Annotated in this window: 20 protein-coding genes and 1 tRNA gene; 8 read left to right on the plus strand and 13 right to left on the minus strand. The window is 39.9% G+C overall.

Features of this window, described 5'->3' with window-relative positions:
• Positions 1-33 precede the first annotated feature (33 nt).
• The 6 genes from ACSSWA_RS06790 to greA are packed head-to-tail and all read right to left on the minus strand — an operon-like array spanning position 34 to position 6,252.
• On the minus strand, positions 34-699 hold the full coding sequence (locus tag ACSSWA_RS06790) for a diacylglycerol/polyprenol kinase family protein (RefSeq protein WP_437355807.1): 666 nt from the start codon (positions 697-699) through the stop codon (positions 34-36).
• Complete coding sequence (gene ftsH, locus ACSSWA_RS06795) at positions 689-2,761, minus strand: ATP-dependent zinc metalloprotease FtsH (protein WP_437355808.1); 2,073 nt, start codon at positions 2,759-2,761, stop codon at positions 689-691. The genes ACSSWA_RS06790 and ftsH overlap by 11 nt, the downstream gene beginning before the upstream one ends.
• Positions 2,762-2,778: 17 nt before the next feature.
• Positions 2,779-3,333 (minus strand): hypoxanthine phosphoribosyltransferase, encoded by a 555-nt coding sequence (hpt, locus tag ACSSWA_RS06800; RefSeq protein ID WP_437355930.1) that lies wholly within the window; start codon positions 3,331-3,333, stop codon positions 2,779-2,781.
• Positions 3,330-4,682 carry a tRNA lysidine(34) synthetase TilS gene (gene tilS / locus ACSSWA_RS06805; RefSeq protein ID WP_437355809.1) on the minus strand — a complete coding sequence of 451 codons (1,353 nt, stop codon included), beginning with the start codon at positions 4,680-4,682 and terminating at the stop codon, positions 3,330-3,332. Before tilS ends, hpt begins: the two co-directional genes overlap by 4 nt.
• A 9-nt stretch (positions 4,683-4,691) precedes the next feature.
• The gene (ribD, locus tag ACSSWA_RS06810) at positions 4,692-5,780 is read right to left on the minus strand and encodes a bifunctional diaminohydroxyphosphoribosylaminopyrimidine deaminase/5-amino-6-(5-phosphoribosylamino)uracil reductase RibD (RefSeq protein WP_437355810.1); all 1,089 of its coding nucleotides are present in this window, start codon (positions 5,778-5,780) and stop codon (positions 4,692-4,694) included.
• Between the two features lies 1 nt (position 5,781).
• Positions 5,782-6,252, minus strand: coding sequence for a transcription elongation factor GreA (gene greA / locus ACSSWA_RS06815; protein WP_014855120.1), 471 nt, complete (start codon positions 6,250-6,252; stop codon positions 5,782-5,784).
• 174 nt (positions 6,253-6,426) lie between these two features.
• Here greA and ACSSWA_RS06820 point away from each other — a divergent pair, with 174 nt between their 5' ends.
• Complete coding sequence (locus tag ACSSWA_RS06820) at positions 6,427-7,590, plus strand: thioredoxin family protein (protein ID WP_437355811.1); 1,164 nt, start codon at positions 6,427-6,429, stop codon at positions 7,588-7,590.
• Positions 7,591-7,643: 53 nt separating this feature from the next.
• On the opposite strand, the gene ACSSWA_RS06825 is transcribed toward ACSSWA_RS06820, so the two are convergent.
• On the minus strand, positions 7,644-8,288 hold the full coding sequence (locus ACSSWA_RS06825; RefSeq protein ID WP_437355812.1) for a hypothetical protein: 645 nt from the start codon (positions 8,286-8,288) through the stop codon (positions 7,644-7,646).
• Between the two features lie 94 nt (positions 8,289-8,382).
• Between ACSSWA_RS06825 and ACSSWA_RS06830 the strand changes: the two genes are divergently transcribed.
• The 7 genes from ACSSWA_RS06830 to rpsU all read left to right on the plus strand — a co-directional run bounded on the left by ACSSWA_RS06830 (position 8,383) and on the right by rpsU (position 16,331).
• The gene (locus tag ACSSWA_RS06830; RefSeq protein WP_437355813.1) at positions 8,383-8,892 is read left to right on the plus strand and encodes a class IV adenylate cyclase; all 510 of its coding nucleotides are present in this window, start codon (positions 8,383-8,385) and stop codon (positions 8,890-8,892) included.
• Positions 8,879-11,971, plus strand: coding sequence for a PD-(D/E)XK nuclease family protein (locus ACSSWA_RS06835; protein ID WP_437355814.1), 3,093 nt, complete (start codon positions 8,879-8,881; stop codon positions 11,969-11,971). The genes ACSSWA_RS06830 and ACSSWA_RS06835 overlap by 14 nt, the downstream gene beginning before the upstream one ends.
• A gap of 171 nt (positions 11,972-12,142) precedes the next feature.
• The gene (locus ACSSWA_RS06840) at positions 12,143-12,919 is read left to right on the plus strand and encodes a helix-turn-helix transcriptional regulator (RefSeq protein ID WP_437355815.1); all 777 of its coding nucleotides are present in this window, start codon (positions 12,143-12,145) and stop codon (positions 12,917-12,919) included.
• 644 nt (positions 12,920-13,563) lie between these two features.
• Positions 13,564-14,979 (plus strand): M14 family zinc carboxypeptidase, encoded by a 1,416-nt coding sequence (locus tag ACSSWA_RS06845; RefSeq protein WP_437355816.1) that lies wholly within the window; start codon positions 13,564-13,566, stop codon positions 14,977-14,979.
• Between the two features lie 8 nt (positions 14,980-14,987).
• Positions 14,988-15,584: a sigma-70 family RNA polymerase sigma factor gene (locus ACSSWA_RS06850; protein WP_437355817.1), complete on the plus strand. Its 597-nt coding sequence runs from the start codon at positions 14,988-14,990 to the stop codon at positions 15,582-15,584.
• 1 nt (position 15,585) lies between these two features.
• The gene (locus tag ACSSWA_RS06855) at positions 15,586-16,053 is read left to right on the plus strand and encodes a universal stress protein (RefSeq protein WP_437355818.1); all 468 of its coding nucleotides are present in this window, start codon (positions 15,586-15,588) and stop codon (positions 16,051-16,053) included.
• Positions 16,054-16,127: 74 nt separating this feature from the next.
• Positions 16,128-16,331: a 30S ribosomal protein S21 gene (rpsU, locus tag ACSSWA_RS06860; protein WP_437355819.1), complete on the plus strand. Its 204-nt coding sequence runs from the start codon at positions 16,128-16,130 to the stop codon at positions 16,329-16,331.
• Positions 16,332-16,355: 24 nt separating this feature from the next.
• Here rpsU and ACSSWA_RS06865 read toward each other — a convergent pair whose 3' ends face one another.
• From ACSSWA_RS06865 to obgE, 6 genes are all read right to left on the minus strand, one after another.
• Entirely contained in the window at positions 16,356-17,201 is an 846-nt protein-coding gene (locus ACSSWA_RS06865; protein ID WP_437355820.1) for a TIGR00730 family Rossman fold protein, read from the minus strand.
• 73 nt (positions 17,202-17,274) lie between these two features.
• Positions 17,275-17,616 (minus strand): preprotein translocase subunit SecG, encoded by a 342-nt coding sequence (gene secG, locus ACSSWA_RS06870; protein WP_437355821.1) that lies wholly within the window; start codon positions 17,614-17,616, stop codon positions 17,275-17,277.
• A 22-nt stretch (positions 17,617-17,638) separates the two neighbouring features.
• Positions 17,639-17,712 (minus strand) — tRNA-Met (locus tag ACSSWA_RS06875).
• 63 nt (positions 17,713-17,775) lie between these two features.
• Positions 17,776-18,600, minus strand: coding sequence for a M48 family metalloprotease (locus ACSSWA_RS06880; RefSeq protein ID WP_437355822.1), 825 nt, complete (start codon positions 18,598-18,600; stop codon positions 17,776-17,778).
• A complete protein-coding gene (locus ACSSWA_RS06885) occupies positions 18,597-19,607 on the minus strand; it encodes a FecCD family ABC transporter permease (protein ID WP_437355823.1) in 1,011 nt (336 codons plus the stop codon). Before ACSSWA_RS06885 ends, ACSSWA_RS06880 begins: the two co-directional genes overlap by 4 nt.
• Positions 19,586-20,572: a GTPase ObgE gene (gene obgE, locus ACSSWA_RS06890; RefSeq protein ID WP_437355824.1), complete on the minus strand. Its 987-nt coding sequence runs from the start codon at positions 20,570-20,572 to the stop codon at positions 19,586-19,588. The genes ACSSWA_RS06885 and obgE overlap by 22 nt, the downstream gene beginning before the upstream one ends.
• Position 20,573 lies beyond the last annotated feature (1 nt).

A 20,573-nucleotide genomic window follows, 5' to 3' on the forward strand; every position in this document is an offset into this window, starting at 1 on the left:
TTGACTTTATACACGGGGCTTTGGGCAATTGTTTCAGTAAGGAACATTATGAAGAACGAGCGACATATTGGGAAACAGAAGCGCATACAAAATCCACATAACAATTCCCACAGAAATCGGAATGGTTAGATTATCATCCAGAAATCCCGCCGATAAATTTTCTACAATCGCTCCGACTGCTACTGCGGCAAATCCGATAAAATATTCCGCCACGCCGCCAGTTACTTTAGGAGTGAAAAGCACAACCAGTCCTGAAAAGAAGAAAAATGCGAAAGTACCTTCGAGACTTTTTCTTAAGAGCGGAGTATGCCCGAATTTTCTGCCGACGAGAGCAGCCGCAATATCGCCTATAATCAAAACAGCAAAAGCCGTAACGGCAATTACCTTCGGAAAAACCGACACTACAATAACGGCGGAAATCAAGACATAAGTCGCGCCGTTCAATCTTTTTGTCGAATGGTCTTTTTCATGATTACGCAGAAGGAATCCGAATATCTTATAGAAGAAATCGCTGACCGGCTTAATATAATACCTGCCGAGGTCGATTATAAGGGAGATTGCCAGAAGGGGCGCAAGTATACTGAGCGCCAGCTCCCTGGTTATATGGTAATAGATAACCGGAATCGATAACGAGCACAGATGGATTGCCTTTCTGAGCACTTCGTTTTTGTAGTCGATAGTAGCGTAATCAGTCGGCATTATCCGGCTTATCGTTATTGTCTCCGGTTTCTCTCTTCTTTTTTTCTTCGAGTAATTGCTTGACATGTTCCGGGACTTCGTCTTTTTCTTTTTTATTTTCGCTGTTATTCCTTTTTACCGGGGGCAGTTCTTCTCCTTTGATAATTTTTTCGATTTCTTCGCCGTCGAGAATTTCTCTTTCGAGCAATTCTTTCGAAAGTTTATGGAGCAAGTCGATATTATCTGAAAGAATTTTTTCCGCCCTGTTCATGCAAGTCACAACAATATTCTTAATTTCGTCGTCGATTTCCTGGGCTGTTTTTTCGCTGTAATCTTTATGCCGTGTAATTTCACGTCCGAGGAAAATTTCTTCTTCTTTAGAGCCGTAAGAAAGAGGTCCTAATTTTTCGCTCATTCCCCACTCGCAAACCATTTTGCGGGCGATATTGGTGGCTTTTTCGATATCGTTTCCCGCCCCGGTAGTAAATCGCTTGAATACGATTTTTTCCGCAGCGCGTCCTCCGAGTGCATAAGTAATCATCGATTCGAGGTATTCTTTCGAATAAGTATGTTTTTCGTCGACCGGCAGGTAAGTAGTTACGCCGAGAGCTCTGCCGCGCGGTATAATTGTAACTTTGTGAACCGGATCGGCTTCGGGAAGCATTTTAGCAACGAGCACATGACCGATTTCGTGATATGCGGTAATTTTCTTTTCTTCTTCGGATATAATAAGGCTCTTGCGTTCCATTCCCATCATCACTTTGTCTTTGGCTTCCTCGAAATCTTCCATTGAGACTTTCTTTTTATTCTTACGCGCAGCCAGCAGAGCGGCTTCGTTAACCAGATTTGCCAACTCGGCGCCGGCTAATCCGGGGGTAGCTTTTGCAAGCACGCTTAAATCGACGTCGGAATCGAGAGGAATTTTACGGGTATGAACTTTGAGAATACCTTCCCTGCCTTTTACGTCGGGACGATCGACTACAATCTGTCGGTCGAATCTGCCGGGTCTCAGCAATGCCGGGTCGAGAACGTCGGGTCTGTTTGTAGCAGCAATAATAATTACGCCGCTGTTTTGTTCGAAGCCGTCCATTTCGACCAGAAGCTGATTCAAAGTTTGTTCGCGCTCGTCGTGACCGCCGCCCAGTCCGGCTCCTCTGTGCCGCCCGACGGCGTCAATTTCGTCTATGAAAATAATACACGGAGCGTTTTTCTTGCCCTGCTCGAACAGGTCGCGTACGCGGCTTGCTCCGACGCCCACGAACATTTCAACGAAATCGGCTCCCGATATCGAAAAAAACGGCACGCCGGCTTCGCCTGCAACTGCGCGAGCCAGTAAAGTTTTGCCGGTTCCGGGAGGTCCCAGCAAAAGTACGCCGCGCGGTATTTTACCGCCCAATTTTTGAAATTTACCCGGCTCTTTCAGAAATTCGATTATTTCTTCGAGCTCCAGTTTAGCTTCGTCCGCGCCCGCCACGTCTTTAAATGTAACTTTTATAGCCGATTCGGTGATCAGCTTTGCGCGGCTTTTACCGAAGTTGAACAAGCCTTTGGCGCCTCCGGCTCCGCCCTGCATTCTTCTGAATAAAAGAATCCAGACGCCGAATAAGATAATCCATGGCAGGAATCCCAATAAAATGGTCGTCCATTCGTTCGTATCTTTGACGAATGTAAACTTAATGTTCTTTTCTTTCCACAATTTTACCTGTTCGGATAAAACAGGCTCGATAAGAGTAACAACGAAGACCTTAACTTCTACATTCACTCCGTTCAGACGGACGTTTTCCTGCGATTTGAGTTTTCCTTCGAAACGGTAGTCGTTAATGTCGGTTTTATATACTTTTGCTTCGGCAATTTTATCCTGATTCAAAAAGCTTTCGTAAACATCATACGGCACTTCAACGGCGTTTTCCGCTCCTGTACGCATAAATTGCATTATAATGACGGCAATTACTATAATTGCGCCCCAGCTAAAAACCGTTCTTATGATTTTCGACCAGTCGAATTCACCGTCGGGTCTTTGATCGTTGTTATTGTTCAGCGGTTTTTTCGGTTTAGAACTTTTCTTTTTATACTCGTTTGGCATTCCTTTATAACCTCAATTTATTCACTCAATACATAAATAGATTTTAAGTTTCTGTATTTTTGGGCGTAATCGAGACCGTAGCCGATTACAAATTTGTCCTTAATTTCAAATCCAATATAATCAATTTTAACGTCATATTTTAAACTGCCCGGTTTAACCAGCAGCGAAACCACTTTCATGCTGGCGGGATTGTGTTCGGCAATCAATTCTTCGATATATTTTATCGATAAGCCGCTGTCCACTATATCCTCAACGATAATCAAATGCCTGTCGGAAATGTCGGCGTTCAGGTCTTTGATAAGTTTAACGTTGCCCGAACTGATTTTTGAATCGCCGTAGCTCGACAGTTTGAAAAAGTCGACTTCGCATTTGATTGTAATATGTTTCATCAGGTCGGACATAAACATGAACGAGCCGTTCAAAACTCCGATAAAAATCGGTAATTTCGTTTTATAATCGGCGGAAATCTCCTCGCCCAATTCTTTTATTCTTTTTTGAATCTCTTCTTCGGTAATGTAGGGCACAAACTTTTCCGTTCCGACCCATATTTCATTATTAACGGGATTAATCATTTCATCCATAACTTGTATATCTTCCTTGTATTTGTTGATATTTTAAATCGATCGTCTATCCTTAAACCGACGACCCAGACAATATAGTTCCCGTTGGTCACGACAAGCTGATTTTTCCTTTCGACGGGAGCCACTTTGGAATCCGTAAGAAAATCGGAAACTTTCTTAAAATTTCTCATTCCCAGCGGAATAAATTTATCGCCGGCTTCCCATTTTCTTACGGTAAATTTATCGGATAAATTGTCTCCCGAAATATATTCAACTTTTCCGGATTTTGCGTAATCGACTTCGGTTTTGTCGACGGCATCAATTCCCATCGAACGCCCCAGAATATTAACAGAGGTTCCCGGCGTAAGATTTGCGCTTAATTCCCCTCCTTCTTCCCTTTCATAAATTGTAATAACTCCTCTTTGCCTAACGGCGCAGAGCCGGTTTTTCAATTCGATTGTTTTACCCGTTTGTTTCAACCCTGCTATTGATTTCAAATCCGAGTAATCGAGTTCGGCTTTCCAGATGTTCCTTACCGCTTTTCTGATTGCATCGTTAAGGAGCGCTGTTTCCGTATTCTTATACGCTGAAGTTTTTACCGACAATTTATTTTGCTTAACGGTAAAAAACGTTTCCGCGATTTTATTAATTTCATGATCTATAAAATCAGAATAACTCTCAATAATTTTGGACGTACGAAAAACCGCTTCGTCGAGAGACGGATTTATCTTCTTAAGGAGAGGAATTATTTTATTTCTAATATAATTCCGCCTGTAATCGTTTTTAAGATTTGTACGGTCGATTCTGTAATCGATATTTCTGCGGGCAAGATACGATAAAATTTCATCCTTGGTTAATGCAAGCAGAGGACGAATGATATTATCCCTTTTAACAGGAATTCCCGAAATGCCGTTCAACCCGGTTCCGGCGATTAAATTGAGAAGCGCCGTCTCGGTATTGTCGTTTTTATTATGTGCCGTAACAATCTTGGCATTCATTTTTTTCGAGAGCTCGAAGAGTTTTTCATATCTCAGATTACGGGCGGCTTCTTCAATCGAGAGTTTATACTTTTTTGCAAATTCCTTTACATTCAGATCGATTACGGTAAGAGGTGTTTTTAGTTTATTGCAGAGAGAAATAACAAACTCACGGTCGCGGTCGGATTCCTTCCCTCTCAGATGATGATCGAAATGGACGGCGTGGAGCGAGCATTTATATTTTCCGGAGTATTTGATAAAAAACGAAAGGGCGAAAACCGAATCGGGTCCCCCACTGAGAGCAATCAGTAATTTGTCTCCTTCACTGACAAGTTCGTGTTCTTTGATAAATTTAATTACTTTTTCTTCGGTCTTTTTAATCATTCAGAGCCCTTACCTTCTCGTAAGACGAATCAAAGCATCTTCTCCGATTTTTCGCACGTCGTTCATCTGGAATTTATAAGCTTTAGAAAGACTGTTTATTCCGAGCCCGCTGCACAATGGAATTCCTTCGCAGAGCAGTTTTGGAGCAATAAACAACAGAATCTCGTCGTCGAGTTTGCTTTTTATAAACGACGAAAAAACTCTGCCCCCTCCTTCAACGAGTATCGAAGTAATTTTCAATTTGCTAAGTTTTCTCATTAGCGACTTGAGGTCGATCATCCCTTCCGAAGTTACAGGCACAAAGATAAACTCGACTCCGGCTTCGTAATATTTAGCCAATTTCGGCAGGTCTTTGTTTTTTTTGTCGGTAACAATTATCAGGTTATTATCTTTGTTTTTTCGTACGAGGTCCGAATTCGGTTTGAGTTCCAGACGGGAATCGAGCACAATTCGTTTTGGATTGCGTCCTTCGACCAGTCTAACCGTTAAAGAAGGTTTGTCGGTTTTAACGGTATTGTACCCGACAAGCACGGCATCGTACTCGGAGCGCAATTCGTGAACCAAACTTCTCGATTCTACGGAAGTAATCCACTTCGAATTGCCGTTAATGTCGCTAATTTTTCCGTCGAGAGTAAGCGCCATTTTCAAAGTAACATAAGGCAATTTGGAAGAGCTGTATTTCAAAAAGAAGCGGTTTAAATCGAACGATTCTTTTTCCATCACTCCGGAAATTATCGAGATTCCGCTTTCTTTCAATTTTTTCATTATTTTATTGTAAAAAAGCGAATTGTTGTCCAGAACGCCGAAGACCATCTTTTTGATGCCCGAATTTCTAAAAAGCGAGATATATCTTTCTTCTTCGCCGGAAGCGATAACCGGATTAATATTCGAATAGAGTACGGAACCTTTCGGAATGTTTTTTAATTTCGATAAAAGAATAAATTCTGGCTGTTCCGACGAACGGTCTTTGAGAAATTCGGCGCCAACAATCTTACCTTCGTTTACAATAATTACGCCTCTAAGGGAAAGCGGGCTTACCGTCCCTTTCCCTTTTTCCGCCAATTGAAGCGTAATTTGAATGTACGATTCTTCTTGCAATTTATTCCAGCTCTAAGATTTCAAATTTTATAATGCCAGCCGGAACTTTTGCCTCTACGGTCTGACCGACCTTAGCTCCTATTAACGCCTGTCCGACAGGCGAAGAAATTGAAATTTTACCCGCCTCGAGATTTGCTTCTTCCGGAGATACGAGAGTGTATGTGTAGGTTTTTTGATTTTTAAGATTTTTTACTTTCACAGTAGAAAGAATATGAACCTGGTCTTTCGGCATATTCGATGTGTCAATTATTCTGGCTCTCGAAAGGAGTTCTTCGAGTTTACTAATTTTCATTTCCAGGAGACCCTGTTCTTCTTTGGCGGCGTCGTATTCGGCATTTTCCGATAAATCGCCGTGCGCGCGGGCTTCGGCAATTTTTTCCGCCATTTTTTTTCTGCCGTTTGTTTTCAATTCATTAAGTTCTTTTTCGATTTCCCGCATACGCTCTTTACTCAAGTATACAAAATGTGCCACTTCAATAACTCCTTTTTCTATTTTTGTCGTTTCGTAAAAAAAAATTGCCACCGCTTCCGCAGTGGCATCGAAAAAATAAAAATATTCGTCGAAGTTTTCAACTATAAACGGCATTCAGCTTTCAATTCTCTGACTGCTTTCTTAAATTTAATATCCGAATACCGCAGGGCAAAGATGAACAAAAAATTATTATATCTGGTTTTGTTTTCGATTGCGATGGCTTATCTTGAAGCGAGCGTAGTGGTTTATCTGCGAAAAATCTATTACCCCGCCGGTTTTCGTTTCCCTTTGCAACCGATTGAACTTGAGACGTTAATAATAGAAGTCGGAAGAGAAATTTCCACTTTGCTGATGTTAACGGCGGTCTCGTATATATATGGAACAACTTTTCGAAAACGGTTTGCGTCATTTCTGATGGCATTCGGCATATGGGATATTTTCTACTACATATGGCTCAAAATCCTGATCGGTTGGCCGTATTCGCTTTTCGACGACGATCTGCTCTTTTTGATACCGATACCGTGGATATCGCCCGTATTGGCTCCGGTTATCGTATCGTTGTTTTTTATCTTATATTATATTCTGGAGTCGAGGACAAAAGAAGGGAAGCATCCCGTAAATCGCGGCGCTATTATGCTTTCGTCGACAGGAACAATTTTAATTCTAATATCGTTTATGTGGAACGTTAAAGAAAGAATTCATTCGAGTTCACCGGTAGAATTTCTTTGGGAAGTTTTTATAACGGGAATAATATTCTGGTCAATAAGCTTATTAATCATATACAGAAAAAAGGAGAAAACTATGGCTACAGAAACATTAAAACTCGGTTCCGAAGCGCCCGATTTCAGTCTGGAAGGCGTTGACGGCAAGACATACTCTCTCGAAAATTTCAAAGACAAAGATGCGCTAATTGTCATTTTCAGCTGCAATCACTGCCCTTACGTAAAGGCATATGAAGACAGAATAATAAAGATTCAGGAAGACTATGCTCCAAGAGTACAAGTCGTGGCAATCAATTCAAACGACGACGTGAACTACCCCGAAGATTCGTTCGAGGAGATGAAAAAGAGAGCCGCCGAGAAGAAATTTAATTTTCCATACCTGCGGGATGAAACGCAGGAAGTAGCAAAAGCATACGGAGCGACTCACACTCCGGAAATCTTTTTGTTCGATAAAAGCCGCCAGCTCCGCTTTCACGGCAAGATAGACGACAACTGGCAGGATCCTTCGGCAGTAAAGCAAAATTACCTGAGGGACGCTCTCGACGAATTGCTCGCCGGTAAAGAAATATCCGTGCCCGAGACTTTTACAATCGGATGCACTATAAAATGGAAATAAAAAAAGGCTGCTTGCGGGCAGCCTTTTTTAATAATTCAAATTTCGCTTCATCATCAATACATTATTCCGAGATTCAGGGTTATATAAATATGTCCGAAATCCTTGCGCACTTTTCCTTCAAGGCTTTCTACTCCGTCGTCGAGCATATGAATAAAATAGTAACGCACGTTAAGCCCGGCAAGATTTTTTTTGCTGATTCCGAAATTTGCTCCGATGCCTACATATCCGCCTGCGGCATAATGCATTTTAGCGTCTCCGAAAGAGGAGAAAAATTCCTTCTCGTAGGGAGTTGTAAGTACAAACGTGGGACCGACGCCTGCATTTACATAAGGTCTTAAGTTATCCGTCAGCGTATTACTGAACAATCTGTAATGAACTCCGAAATTAAGCGGAATGAGGAATACCCGGTTCTTTTTCCCGATAACATACGGAATACCGAAATACGGATCGATATATTCGATTTCCCTCTCGTCTTTCGATTCCGATACGGAAAGGTCGGCAAATCCGGTAATATTTTCGCTCAAACTTTTTCTGAAGAAAGTACCTAATCCGAATCCGCCTTCACCGAACATAATGTCAATACCCCAGCTGTTCTCCGGAAATACTTCGTTTGGTTTTTCCGGCGCAAGCTTGCCAATGCGTTGCCCGTAGATTGAGATCATTGGCATCAAAATCATCATCAACACAAATCTTTTCATTTCACTCCTCCTTTTCGACCGTTCAATCAATTTTCTCAACTAATATGTATATTAGACAATAACAAAAACAAATTTAATTCCCGATAGGTTTAAAATGCCGCAAAACCTGGAACTAAAAGTAAGGGTCAAATCTCACAGAAGATTTCTTACTCACTTAAAAAATAACAATATACCTTTTGTTTCTCAATTAAATCAGAAAGATATTTATTTTGCATACGACAACGGATTGTTAAAATTAAGGATTGAGAACGGAAAATATTCGCTTATAAAATATAACCGGAACGAGTCCGGGAAACGATGGAGTAAATATCGAATTCTGAATTTGGACGGCGACGATCCGTACGACTATCTGAAAGATATTCTTCGAATCGAGACTGTTGTTGAAAAGAAGCGCCTGTTGTATCTATATAAAAACACTCGCATCCATCTCGATTATGTGAAACGATTGGGGTATTTCATCGAACTGGAAACCGTTTTAACCGGGAATAAAAAAGAAGCCGCCCGGGAGTTCAATTTTATAGTGGAACTCCTTAAATTGAGGAACGAAGAAGAATTAAGATGCTCATATAAAAATTTAATCGACTCGCTTTATGATTCTGACTAAAGAACAAAATTCGAACTTCAATATTCCTGAAGCAATTCAAAACCTAATAAATTCGAAAAAGCTTAACGAGGCTGTATTTCTCGTTCCGACTAACAGGAAAGCCCGGCATTTAAAGAAAGAACTAATTTCCGTAACTCCAGGACGTTCAACGGGAAAGATTAATATCGAAACGCTTTCCACTTTAGCCTCGGGAATTCTCGGTAAGAAATACGACTTCAAAATTTTAAGCGACGCTGCGGCGTCGGTATTTATCAAGCAGGCAGTCAACAGCGTTAGCCTCCGGTATTTCAAAGTTTACAACGGCGACATTCCCTACGGCACGCTGGAAAGAATTAAAAATGTTATTACCGAATACAAACGGCACGGCATTACTCCTGAGAATTTGAGAGAAAACGCGGAGGAACTCGACACAAAAGAAAAACAAAAAGCGCTCGACATAGCCGATATTTACGAAAAATTCAAGGAGAAATGTTATTCAGCAAAAGCTTTTGAAATCGGCGACGTTTATTATGAACTCTTAAATCTGGACGATAACGAATTCGAAACTAATTTCAGAGAATATTTGCCCGAGGCGCATTTTATATTCGGAGACGAATTTATTGAATTTACAAATCCCGAGATCAAAATTCTGAGCAGAATATCGAATATCAAAGGCGTGCGTCTTTACATTAACTTCGATTATAATATAGACAATAAATATCTTTTCGGTCATCTCGACGAGGGTTATAATAATTTCGGAAAAGAAGGCTTTGTTAAAATTTACGACGCAAGCGGTTATCCGGAGAGCAATTTTAAACAAAGACTGAAAGAAAATTTATTTAACCTCTCCCCGGACAAAAGAAAATCCAATAAAACCGGAGAAAACATTTTAATTCTTAAATGCGACGACAGGGAGGCGGAGGTCGAGACCATCTCCAGAGTAATAAAAAAATTAATAAAAGAAAAAAATGCCGACCCGCATCGTATCTGCGTCGTTTTTAATAACATACAGAATTACTCGGTAACCGTACGAGATGTTTTCAGAAAAAACGGACTCCCGATAAATTTGACGGACAGATTTACGCTTGCGAACAACAATGCCGTCAACGGTATTATAAATTTTCTCGAAATCATCGAAAGCGATTATTTCTATCAGAATATATTGAGAGCCTTAAGCAACAGTCTCTTGAACGCCGGCGACATTTCCGCCGCAAATCTATCGAAGGCGGCGGTTGAATTAAAAATTATTGCCGGCAAAAAAAATTGGATATCCGCACTGGAGCAGGCTGCCGAAGTTGAGAAATTTTCGATATACGGCGACGACGGCGGAGTTTCTTTGACTCAGGCAAAAAGAGATTTTGAGAAATTAGTAGAATTCCTGAGCCCGTTCGAGAGTCTGACCAATGAATATTCCATTGAGGAATTCGGCAAATCCCTGAGAGAATTCATTTATAAATCCGGGCTGCCTTTTAAAATATTATCCGACGGCACGGACAGAAGCATAAGGGAAGAAAACATTAGGGCATTCGAAAAATTCATCGAAACTCTGGACGAAATTTTTTACTTACTCTCGGAGGAATACGGAAAAGAAACCAAATTCAAACTAAGTTTCTTTATTGAACAGTTGAGGACTGTAGCGCAATGGACGCGGTTCAATACAAAAGAAAAATCCGGATACGGCATTACTATTACAACGCCCGATGAAATAAGGGGACTGAAATACGACTACCTTTTTATCGGCGGACTATGCGAGGGGGACTTGCCTACAAGATATAATCCCGAAATCTTCTTCAGCGGCAAATTCAAAAAGGGAGCCCGGAAGCATCAATTGGAAGAAAGATATCTTTTTTATAAAACATTATGCGCCTGGGAAAAGCAATTATATTTATCGTACCCCCTTTCGGACAACGGAAGGGAATTAATCAAATCTACCTTCTTAAGCGAATTAGAATCTCTGTTTGAAATTAAAGAAGCCAACATACGGGAACTAAATAAATTTATTTATTCCGAAGAAGAATGGCTGATTAATTACGGTCAGGGGCAAAAATGCGATTACTTATTTACAAGAACGGATACCGGCAATATAGATAAAGCCGTTAATATCGAAGCGGCTCGCGAACAAAACCCCGAAGATTCCGGATATTGCGGTTTCATAGATGCCTCAACTATGAATAAATACGGCAGCCTTCACGGTGACAATGTCTTTTCGGTTTCGCAATTGGAAACCTACGCCCGCTGTCCATTTAAATATTTCATAGAAAGAATATTAAAAGTAGAATCGGAATCGCAGCCTTCCGAGGACGTCGAATCGTTAGAACTGGGAAATCTGTTGCATTATATTTTATTCAAATTCTATCTGCAAGTAAAAAAAGAAAACATAAACATTGTAAAAGACAGGGAAAAAGCCGAGAACCTAATTTTTTCAATTGCCGAAGAAGCAATAGGAGGCGGAATTTTCAGGTCGCCTTTTTCATTCTTCGAAAAAGAAATAATATTGGGAATAAATAATGACAGGAGACAGTCCATACTATACAGATTTCTCGAAAAAGAAATCGAATATGCGCAAGACGGATTCCGTCCGGCTTACTTTGAAGTATCATTCGGCAGAAAAAAACTGATAGACGTCGACGAGGACTTGAGCGCGGTTGAAGCAGTTGACATTACCCCGAATCTCAAACTCAAGGGAAAAATCGACCGAATAGACATTCGGGGAAATACTTTCGACATCATCGATTATAAAACGGGCAGCGCCAAGCTATCCGGCAGAGATTTGGAAAAAGGATTGTCATTGCAGCTGCCTCTGTACGCTTATATAGCCTCCCGACTCCTTAATAATTCCATAGGCAAGGATTTTACGCCTCATGAACTCTATATTTACACTTTAAAATACAACAATAAATCCTTTGGCAAGAATTCGCTAAACAAAGCCAGAGATAAAACTACTATATATGATAAGATCAAAAATGCCATTGAAAAGGCGGAAGTATTTGCCGAAGGTATAATGACAGGCAAATTTCACATTTCCTCGCACGAAAACAGAGAAACGATAGCCTGCAGATTCTGCAATCTTTCGAGTATATGCCGCGTAAAAAATAATTGAAGCCCACGTATAAATTCACTATTTTATGTTACTTAATATAGAAAAAGAATGGATACAGTTAGGATATTATTTCTGGTTATATATGTGAGTTACCTTGGACCTCTTATTAGATTCAAAGGTCATAAATTATTCTATTTCTTTTTTGTATATGCTATCTCGGATCCACTCTTATTGATTCTATCAACTTATACAGGAATGGAAGTCTACCATTACTATTATTATCTTTTGATTTTATTAATAACAATATCGGTATTGCCGGATTTAAATATAAAGTATAAATCATCAATAATATTCAGTACGTTATTTTATCTATCGATAGATCCCGATCCTTTAGATAAAGTAATAGCAATAATACTTTTAATACTATTCCTTTGCTTCTATTTTGCGAGCACTTTCGTCAAAAAACTCATAACTGAGAAAAAAGCATATCTTTATTTGTTAGCTCTCATAGCGATTCATTTTATTATAATTGCATCGAAGTATTTATATTACACGGACAACGATTTGCTCAAAGAGTTATATCCGCTTCGTCTGTCAGCCAATATAATTCTTGTTATACTGATAACAATTGCTGGACCTGATTATTCAATTCCGCTCAATTTGAAAATTTTTGATAAACTTGCAAAAAAACGACTCAGCAATATCGAATCGCCCTTAACTTTCATTTCCGAGCTCAAGAAATTAGGACTTACAAATAGAGAAATCGAAATACTGAAATATATCGGAGACGGCTACACGTCCAAAGAGATAGCTCAAATTTTAAATCTTTCAAAAAAAACAATCGATTATTACAGAAGCGTAATAAAAGATAAGCTAAATGTCAGTACAAAATCGGAATTAATGCAAATAGTTAAAGATAAAAACTTAGAAATCGAACAATATTTAAAAAATAATAACAATCTTGATATCGACAATCCCCCTTCGAGTCTGCAAACCTCCAACAACTAAAATTTAAGGCAAATTAGTACTTTTTTAGGATTTTTTCCCCTTGATATTGGGAGTTTATCCCTATCTAATCTGTAATGAATGATTTATTTTTGTAGTATGTCGAGGGCGCCATTAGGGCCGGATTGTTTGTTGCAATCCGGTCTGGAAGTGGCAGGGATTATGAAAATGACTAAAATTTTCCAAACAAATAAAAATAAAATTATAAATATTGCAAATGCAGTACTTTATTATTTATTAATTTTTTATCTTTTTATTAATTCATTATTGTCTTTGCTTCAGCCGAAACCTTTGTTCGATAGATTAACGGGAGATATTGGCATTACTCCAGAAATAGCTTTTTTCTCTGTAACTTTAATGCCATTATTCAGTCTAATTCTTAGCGTGCTGCTTTTCTTTAAAGTTAAAACTAAATTTATATTGACTATAATTTCGATAACTTACTTTATCCATTTAATTATTTATTTAACGGTATTTGTTTTAACAGATTTCCTATTGCTGACAGAACTATTAACAACCCTTATTATTATTTTTATTACGTCAATCCTGCTTAAATACGACGCTCCCGTCTTACGATAGCCAAAATATTCTACGGCTGAATTTCGTCCATTTTATTCATAATTTTAGATTACTAATTGAAAAAGCTTATGTTATCTAAAGAAACAATAGAATTACTGCAGCATAATTATCCCGGTTATAAAATTGACGATATAAATGCAGATTATATCCATCCGGATAATTTTAATAGAATATTGAATAGAATCATTAAAGATTTTTCTGTTGAAGTAGCGGGTGAATCTGCCGGCGGAAAGAAAATTTTTAAGATTAAATACGGACACGGTAAAACTAAAATATTAATCTGGACGCAAATGCACGGCGACGAGCCAACCGCTACCGCCGCTATTCTCGACCTGCTTAACTTTCTAAACCGTCAGGATGACATTAATAATTTGAAAAAGAAAATTAAAGAAAATCTTACATTATCTATTATACCGATGCTCAATCCGGACGGAGCAGAATTATTTACACGCGAAAATCTTATTGGTATTGATATAAACCGAGATGCCTTACGGCTTCAATCTCCCGAGGCAAGAGCTCTGATGAAAGAATTCGAAAATTTCGGTCCTGATTTCTCATTCAACATGCACGACCAAAATCGTTACTATACAATCGGAAGCAGCGATAAACTGCCGGCAATTTCATTCCTCGCTCCGCCGTTCGACTACAATTGCTCTTTGAACCCGGAGAGAATCAGGAGCATGAAACTTATTGTAGAACTTAACCGGCTTCTTTCGATCATTACTCCTGACTCAACTGCCAGATATAACGACGAGCACGAGCCGAGGTCATTCGGCGATAATTTTGCAGGCAAAGGCTCAAGCGTTATTCTTATAGAATCGGGGAATACGCTTGAACCCGGCGGAAAAGAATTTATACGCAAGCTGAATTTTTTCCTTCTTCTGACGGCGCTTGACTCAATTGCCGATAATTCATACATGAATAATGAGGAAAAACTTTATTTCGACATTCCAGAAAATAAAGAAAGGATGTACGACATCATTCTTCGAAATACGGAGATGGAAAAAAATAATCATTCCTATATTGTCGATATAGGGATTAAAAGGGCAAAGAAATACGACGTTAAAAAACAAAGATTCTATTACAAAAGCAGCATTGAAGAAATCGGAGATCTTTCTACTTTTACGGCATGGGAAGACTATGACCTTAAAGGATTTTCCATTAAGCCGTTAAAATATTTCCCAAGCGTAAATGTCAAGGATTTCACAAATACCGATATAACCGAATTATTAAAAAATGGTTACGGTTTTATAGCAGGCGATATACAAACCGGCGACGGCGCTTATACTTTATTGCCAATCAATCTTGCAAAATCAAATAAACCGCACTTTGATTTAAAAATCGGAGAGCCCGCAAATTTTATGCTGTCGAATAAAGCAAACGAATATTATATTCTGATTAACGGTTTTATGGTATCGGACAAAGAATTAAATTGCTTACGGGATTTATCGGACAAAATCGCGAACGCCCTTGTTTATGATTAGCACAGCAAATGACAAAAGAAAATAACATAACGACCAATCAAGACGTTTATAAAGAATTCGAGCAGGAAGCCATTCCTCACATGAACGCTCTCTACAATTTTGCATTGAGACTGACAGGCGACCCGGACGAAGCGGACGATCTTCTTCAGGAAACTTATCTCAAAGCGTTCAGATTTTTCGACAAGTTTGAAAAAGGCACTAATTGCAAGGCATGGCTATATCGCATTATGAAGAATTCGTTCATTAACGACTATCGCAAAATTACCAAAGAACCGACAAAAGTAGATTACGAGGACGTACAGAATTTTTATGAAACTATTAAGGCGGAAGAAGTTACGTTTAATCATTATCAGTCCGATGCGTTCGGCAATCTTCTTGACGACGACATTACCGGAGCAATTTCGAATCTGCCTGAGGATTTCAGAACCGTAATAATATTAAGCGATATCGAGGGATTTTCTTACGAAGAGATAGCCGATTTTGTGGATATTCCGGTTGGCACTGTCCGCTCGAGGCTTCACAGAGCAAGGAAAATGCTCTATTCAAAGCTTTTCGATTACGCTAAATCAAAAGGTTTCCTAAAAAAAGCTGGTAAAAACAGGTAATATGAAAAACGTAAAAAATATTATAATGCCGACAGATTTCAGCAAACTGTCGCTTTCCGCATTCGAACTCGTAAAGCAAATATCGGAGCTGATTAATGCCGAAATACACATAATTCATGTGGCGGAAAAGAATCCGCCGATAATTTCGATGAAGTCTTACAATATCGACGAGAGCGAATTAAAATCCAGGTACATGGAACAAACACGGGAAGAACTGGAAAAGATTGCCGAGGAATTGCGGGACGAGACCGACAGCAAAATTAAGTCAGTTCTTTTGACCGGACTCGATTTTGAAGAGATTGTTAAATATGCGGCTGAGTTACACAAACCCGACGAAGCCGAATCATTAATCGTAATCGCGACGCACGGCAGAACCGGTTTAATGCATACATTGATGGGAAGCGTAGCGGAAAAAGTAATCCGCTATGCAAGATGTCCCGTCTTGGTTGTTCCTCATATGTCCGATTGATTCTTTTCGAATTTATTTATAAGTTTGAATGCTAAATAATTTTTTATAGAATCAAATAAAGGCAGGTGATAAGAGTGGTAGGCATCATAGTCCAGGAAAACGAGAACATCGACAAGGCTTTAAAGCGCTTCAAAAAGAAATACGAACGTTCCGGTATTCTTAAAGAATACAAGAAGAGAACGTTTTACGTTAAGCCGTCGATTGAGAAAAGGATGGACATGATCAAAGCCAAGAGAAGAGCTTCGCGAGAGCAGGCTCTCAGAGACAGAAAGGCTTGACAAAAAACCCCGGCTATCCGGGGTTTATTTTTTTCCGTTATTTTCGATTAAACTTCCCTTTTGATTCAGGAAATGTTTCTTGAAATGAGTCGTTATCTTATCGAAGGCTTCGTCCACCGTATTGCAAAAATCGAATAATTTCATATCTTCCTTGCTGATTGTGCCGTGCTCGATTAACGCGTCAAAGTTAATTATTTCTTTCCAATAAGCTTCGTCGTAGATAATAATTTTCATCTTCTTGGTTACTTTCTTTGTTTGCACCAGAGTCAACACCTCCATCAATTCATCCATAGTGCCGAATCCGCCAGGGAATACGATAAGAGCCTTAGCCAGATACATAAACCAGAGCTTTCGCATGAAAAAGTAATGAAATTCGAAAGCAAGTTTATTATCGACGTACTTATTAACAAATTGCTCGTAAGGAATGCTTATGTTCAAACCGATCGAATGACCGCCGGCTAAATAAGCGCCTTTATTTGCCGCTTCCATAATACCGGGACCGCCTCCGGTGCATATGATAAACCGGTTCCCGTTCCCGTCGAGCTTCTTCGACCAAAGCGTTAATTTTTTTGAAAGTTCTACGGCGTCTTCATAGTATTTCGACATTTCCAGAAGTTTAACAGCTTTGTCAAATTTTCTTTTTCCCGCCGGAGTGTTTTGCTTTTTTGCAGCGTTTACAAGTTTCAATGCGTCTCTTCTCGATATAATTCTAGCCGAGCCGAAGAAAACAATAGTATCTATAATATTATTTTTTTCGAATCTTGATTTTGGTTCGTAATACTCGGATAATATTCGAATTGTTCGAGCTTCCGCAGAATTTAAGAATTCGGCGTTTTTATAAGCTTTGACAGGTCTTTTTGATTTGCCCATTTTTACCTCGGATGGTTATAATAGGGAAGAATGAAACGGGCGGACAAATACCGTCCGCCCTTTTATTAAAAAATTACTGAGTCGGTTGTTCTGTCGATTGTTGAGGCAAAACTGGCGTAGCCGGCACTGATTGTTCGCCGCTGCCCTGAATTACGCTTTCACGTTCAGTTATTGTAGATTTGCCCGGAAGAAAAAACAGATTGATTAAAATAGCCAATACAATCAACGCTCCCGCCAACCACCATGTAGATTTGCTCAAAAAATCCGCCGTTCTTCTCGAGCCGAACATTGTGCCGAACTGTCCTGTCCCGCCGAAAGTTCCGGCAAGTCCTCCTCCTTTGCTCGACTGCATCAAAACTACTACAATCAACAAGAAGGATATAATCAATGCTATTGTAACTAAAATGCTGTACATTCTTTATCTCCAAAAAAAATTGTAGCGAGGGAGGGATTCGAACCCCCGACACGTGGATTATGATTCCACTGCTCTAACCTACTGAGCTACCTCGCCAGTCATTTTAAAATCGGATAGTAAATATAAAGAGTTGCATCCCAAAGTTCAAGAATTTTTCTCTTATTGCATTTTTGATTTAATAAACTTCTGATATTCTTCATAGAAAATTCCCGGCGCTGAAGTGTCTTTGTATGTCAAAACATTCAAGCCCATTTCCGAAATTCTTTGTTCTGTACTTTCAATTCTGTCGAGAGGATCGGGGTGAGTCGACAGAAACGTCGCAATGCCGGCTTCTGCGGTCGATATCTTACCGTCGTCCCGCAACTTCTCGAAAAAGAATTTGACGCTGCCGGGATAAAACCGTGTATCTTTCAAATATAAAATCGAATATTGATCGCTCTCGTCTTCGTTTGAACGGCTGTTTGCAAGCAGCGCCAAACCTGTAAACATGTTGGCTGCAAGCTCGGCAAGCTGCGTCGGATTATTTCCCAAAACAATACTCATCACAAACGAAAGACCGTATGCAGCGGTTATTCGCTGCGTCGCATGCCGTCTTTCAACGTGAGCAATCTCGTGTCCTATAACTCCCGCAAGCGCCGCTTCCGAATCGAGATATTTTAGCAATCCCGTATAAATATAGATGTAGCCACCCGGCACGGCAAAAGCATTCAGCACCGAGTCGTTATCGATAATTTCCATGCGATAGTTATATACAGTCCTTTTTTTTACTTCGGGCGAATTTAATATTTCGTTGAAAATGTTTTTCTCGATATAATTTTTCAGTTCGGGATTTTTGTCGTATATAGGATATTCCTCCGAATTTTTTCGTATCTCCTCGTCGAATTTTTTACCGAGCGTAACTTCGTCGCTGTCGGTAAATAAATTTATACCGGTAGAACATGCCGCCACAAAAATTATAAGGACTAAAGATGTTTTCTTTTTCATATTGCCTCTGAGGTTCTTCTTTTTAATAAATAAATAAAAACGGGCGCGCCGATTAGAGATGTTATTGCGCCTACCGGCAGTTCAGCCGGCGAAATGACCGAACGCGCGATCGTATCGCACAATATTAAGAAAACAGCGCCTACGATAAAAGACGCCGGGAAAACAACCCGGTTATCGTTGCCGAAAATCAATCGGCATACGTGAGGTATTAACAACCCGACAAAACCGATAATTCCGCTGACAGATACAAGCGAACCTACAAGAAAGCTTGTTAATAAATATGCGCCGGTCTTCAGCAGTTCGGTGTTTACTCCCAATTGTTTGGCTGTGTAGGCGCCCATACTGAGAATGTTAAATTTATTTGACAATGCCGTTAGCAGCAAGGATACAGACAAAGACACAAAGAGCACAGGGTATACATGTTCTTTGGGCGCCATCGAGATGTTGCCGATAAGCCAGAAAACAGCAGTCCTCAATGAATCGTTCAACATACTCATCATCAACAAAATTAACGCAGAGAAAAATGCGCCTACCATCACTCCCGAAAGCAACAGAGTATTCGGTTCGATTTCTCCGTATCTTTTGCCGAGGATAAAAACTAACGCCATTACAAGCAGAGCCCCGGAGAAGGACAGAATTTGAGTGCCCGCAAAAGTAAATCCCAACACGAATGAAAGAACGGCGCCGAACGTACCACCGCTCGATATACCGAGTATGTAAGGTTCTGCCAGCGGGTTCATCAGTATGGATTGAAAAACAGCTCCGGCAATCGACAAACCTCCGCCTATCGCCAGGGCATATAATATTCTCGGCAATCTGATATCAAAAATAATACGCGACGCCAATTCGTTCTTTTCGCTTCCTGTAAAAATTCCTATCAGGCTTTTTATTCCGAAATCAGCGCTTCCAACAGAAAGAGAAAATATTATCGCTCCAAGCAGAACAAACAATAAAGATGTAATTTTGATTATATAAAGCGACGGGGTCAGTCTTTTAATTCTTTCCATAATGTATCCAGCAATTCATCGATGCCGTAGCCGCTTACAGCCGAGAAAACGATAATCTTTTCCTTGTGGTTATTCAACGTCAATGATTTTACTTTTTCAATTTGGTCATGCGTCAGCAAATCCGCTTTCGATATTCCGAATATTTTTTTCTTAGCTGCAAGCGTTTTCGAATAATTCTTTAATTCTTTTAAAAGAATATCAAAGTCGCGTTGATAGTCATCCGAAATTGCTTCTACCATGATTAATAATATTTTCGTCCTTTCTATATGTCTCAGAAATTTCAATCCCAATCCTTTCCCTTCATGAGCGCCTTCAATAATGCCGGGAATATCGGCAATTGTAAAACTGTCGTATTCTTTATAACGAACAATTCCCAGATTGGGTTCGAGAGTGGTGAAAGGATAATCGGCAATTTTGGGTCGCGCTGCGGAAACCGCTGAAATCAAAGTGGATTTTCCGGCGTTGGGGAAACCGACGAGTCCCACATCCGCAATTAGTTTTAACTCGAGAATGACGTTCTTCTCTTCGCCCGCTTTTCCTTTTTCGGCGTAACGCGGAGTTTGATTGGTCGGCGTCGCAAAATTACTGTTTCCTTTCCCTCCTTTTCCGCCTTTGGCTGCTACAAATTGTTTCCCGTTTTCATTCAAATCGCAGAGAACCATTCCGGTTTCTTCGTCTTTAATAATTGTGCCTACGGGAACTTTAATAATTATGTCCTTTCCGTTGCGTCCGTCTTTTAAAGAATTACCGCCCGGTTGACCGTCTTCGGCGATATATTTTCTGTTGTATTTAAAATCGAGCAAAGTGCCTAAATTGGAGTCGGCTACAAATATAACGTCGCCGCCTTTGCCTCCGTTGCCGCCCGCCGGACCGCCTTTTGGAACGTACTTCTCTCTTCTAAAAGCTACCGCGCCGTCGCCGCCTTTCCCGGCTTTGACATAAATTTTTGCATAATCGATAAACATA

The sequence above is a fragment of the Melioribacter sp. Ez-97 genome (assembly GCF_051488665.1).
Lineage (GTDB): Bacteria > Bacteroidota > Ignavibacteria > Ignavibacteriales > Melioribacteraceae > Melioribacter.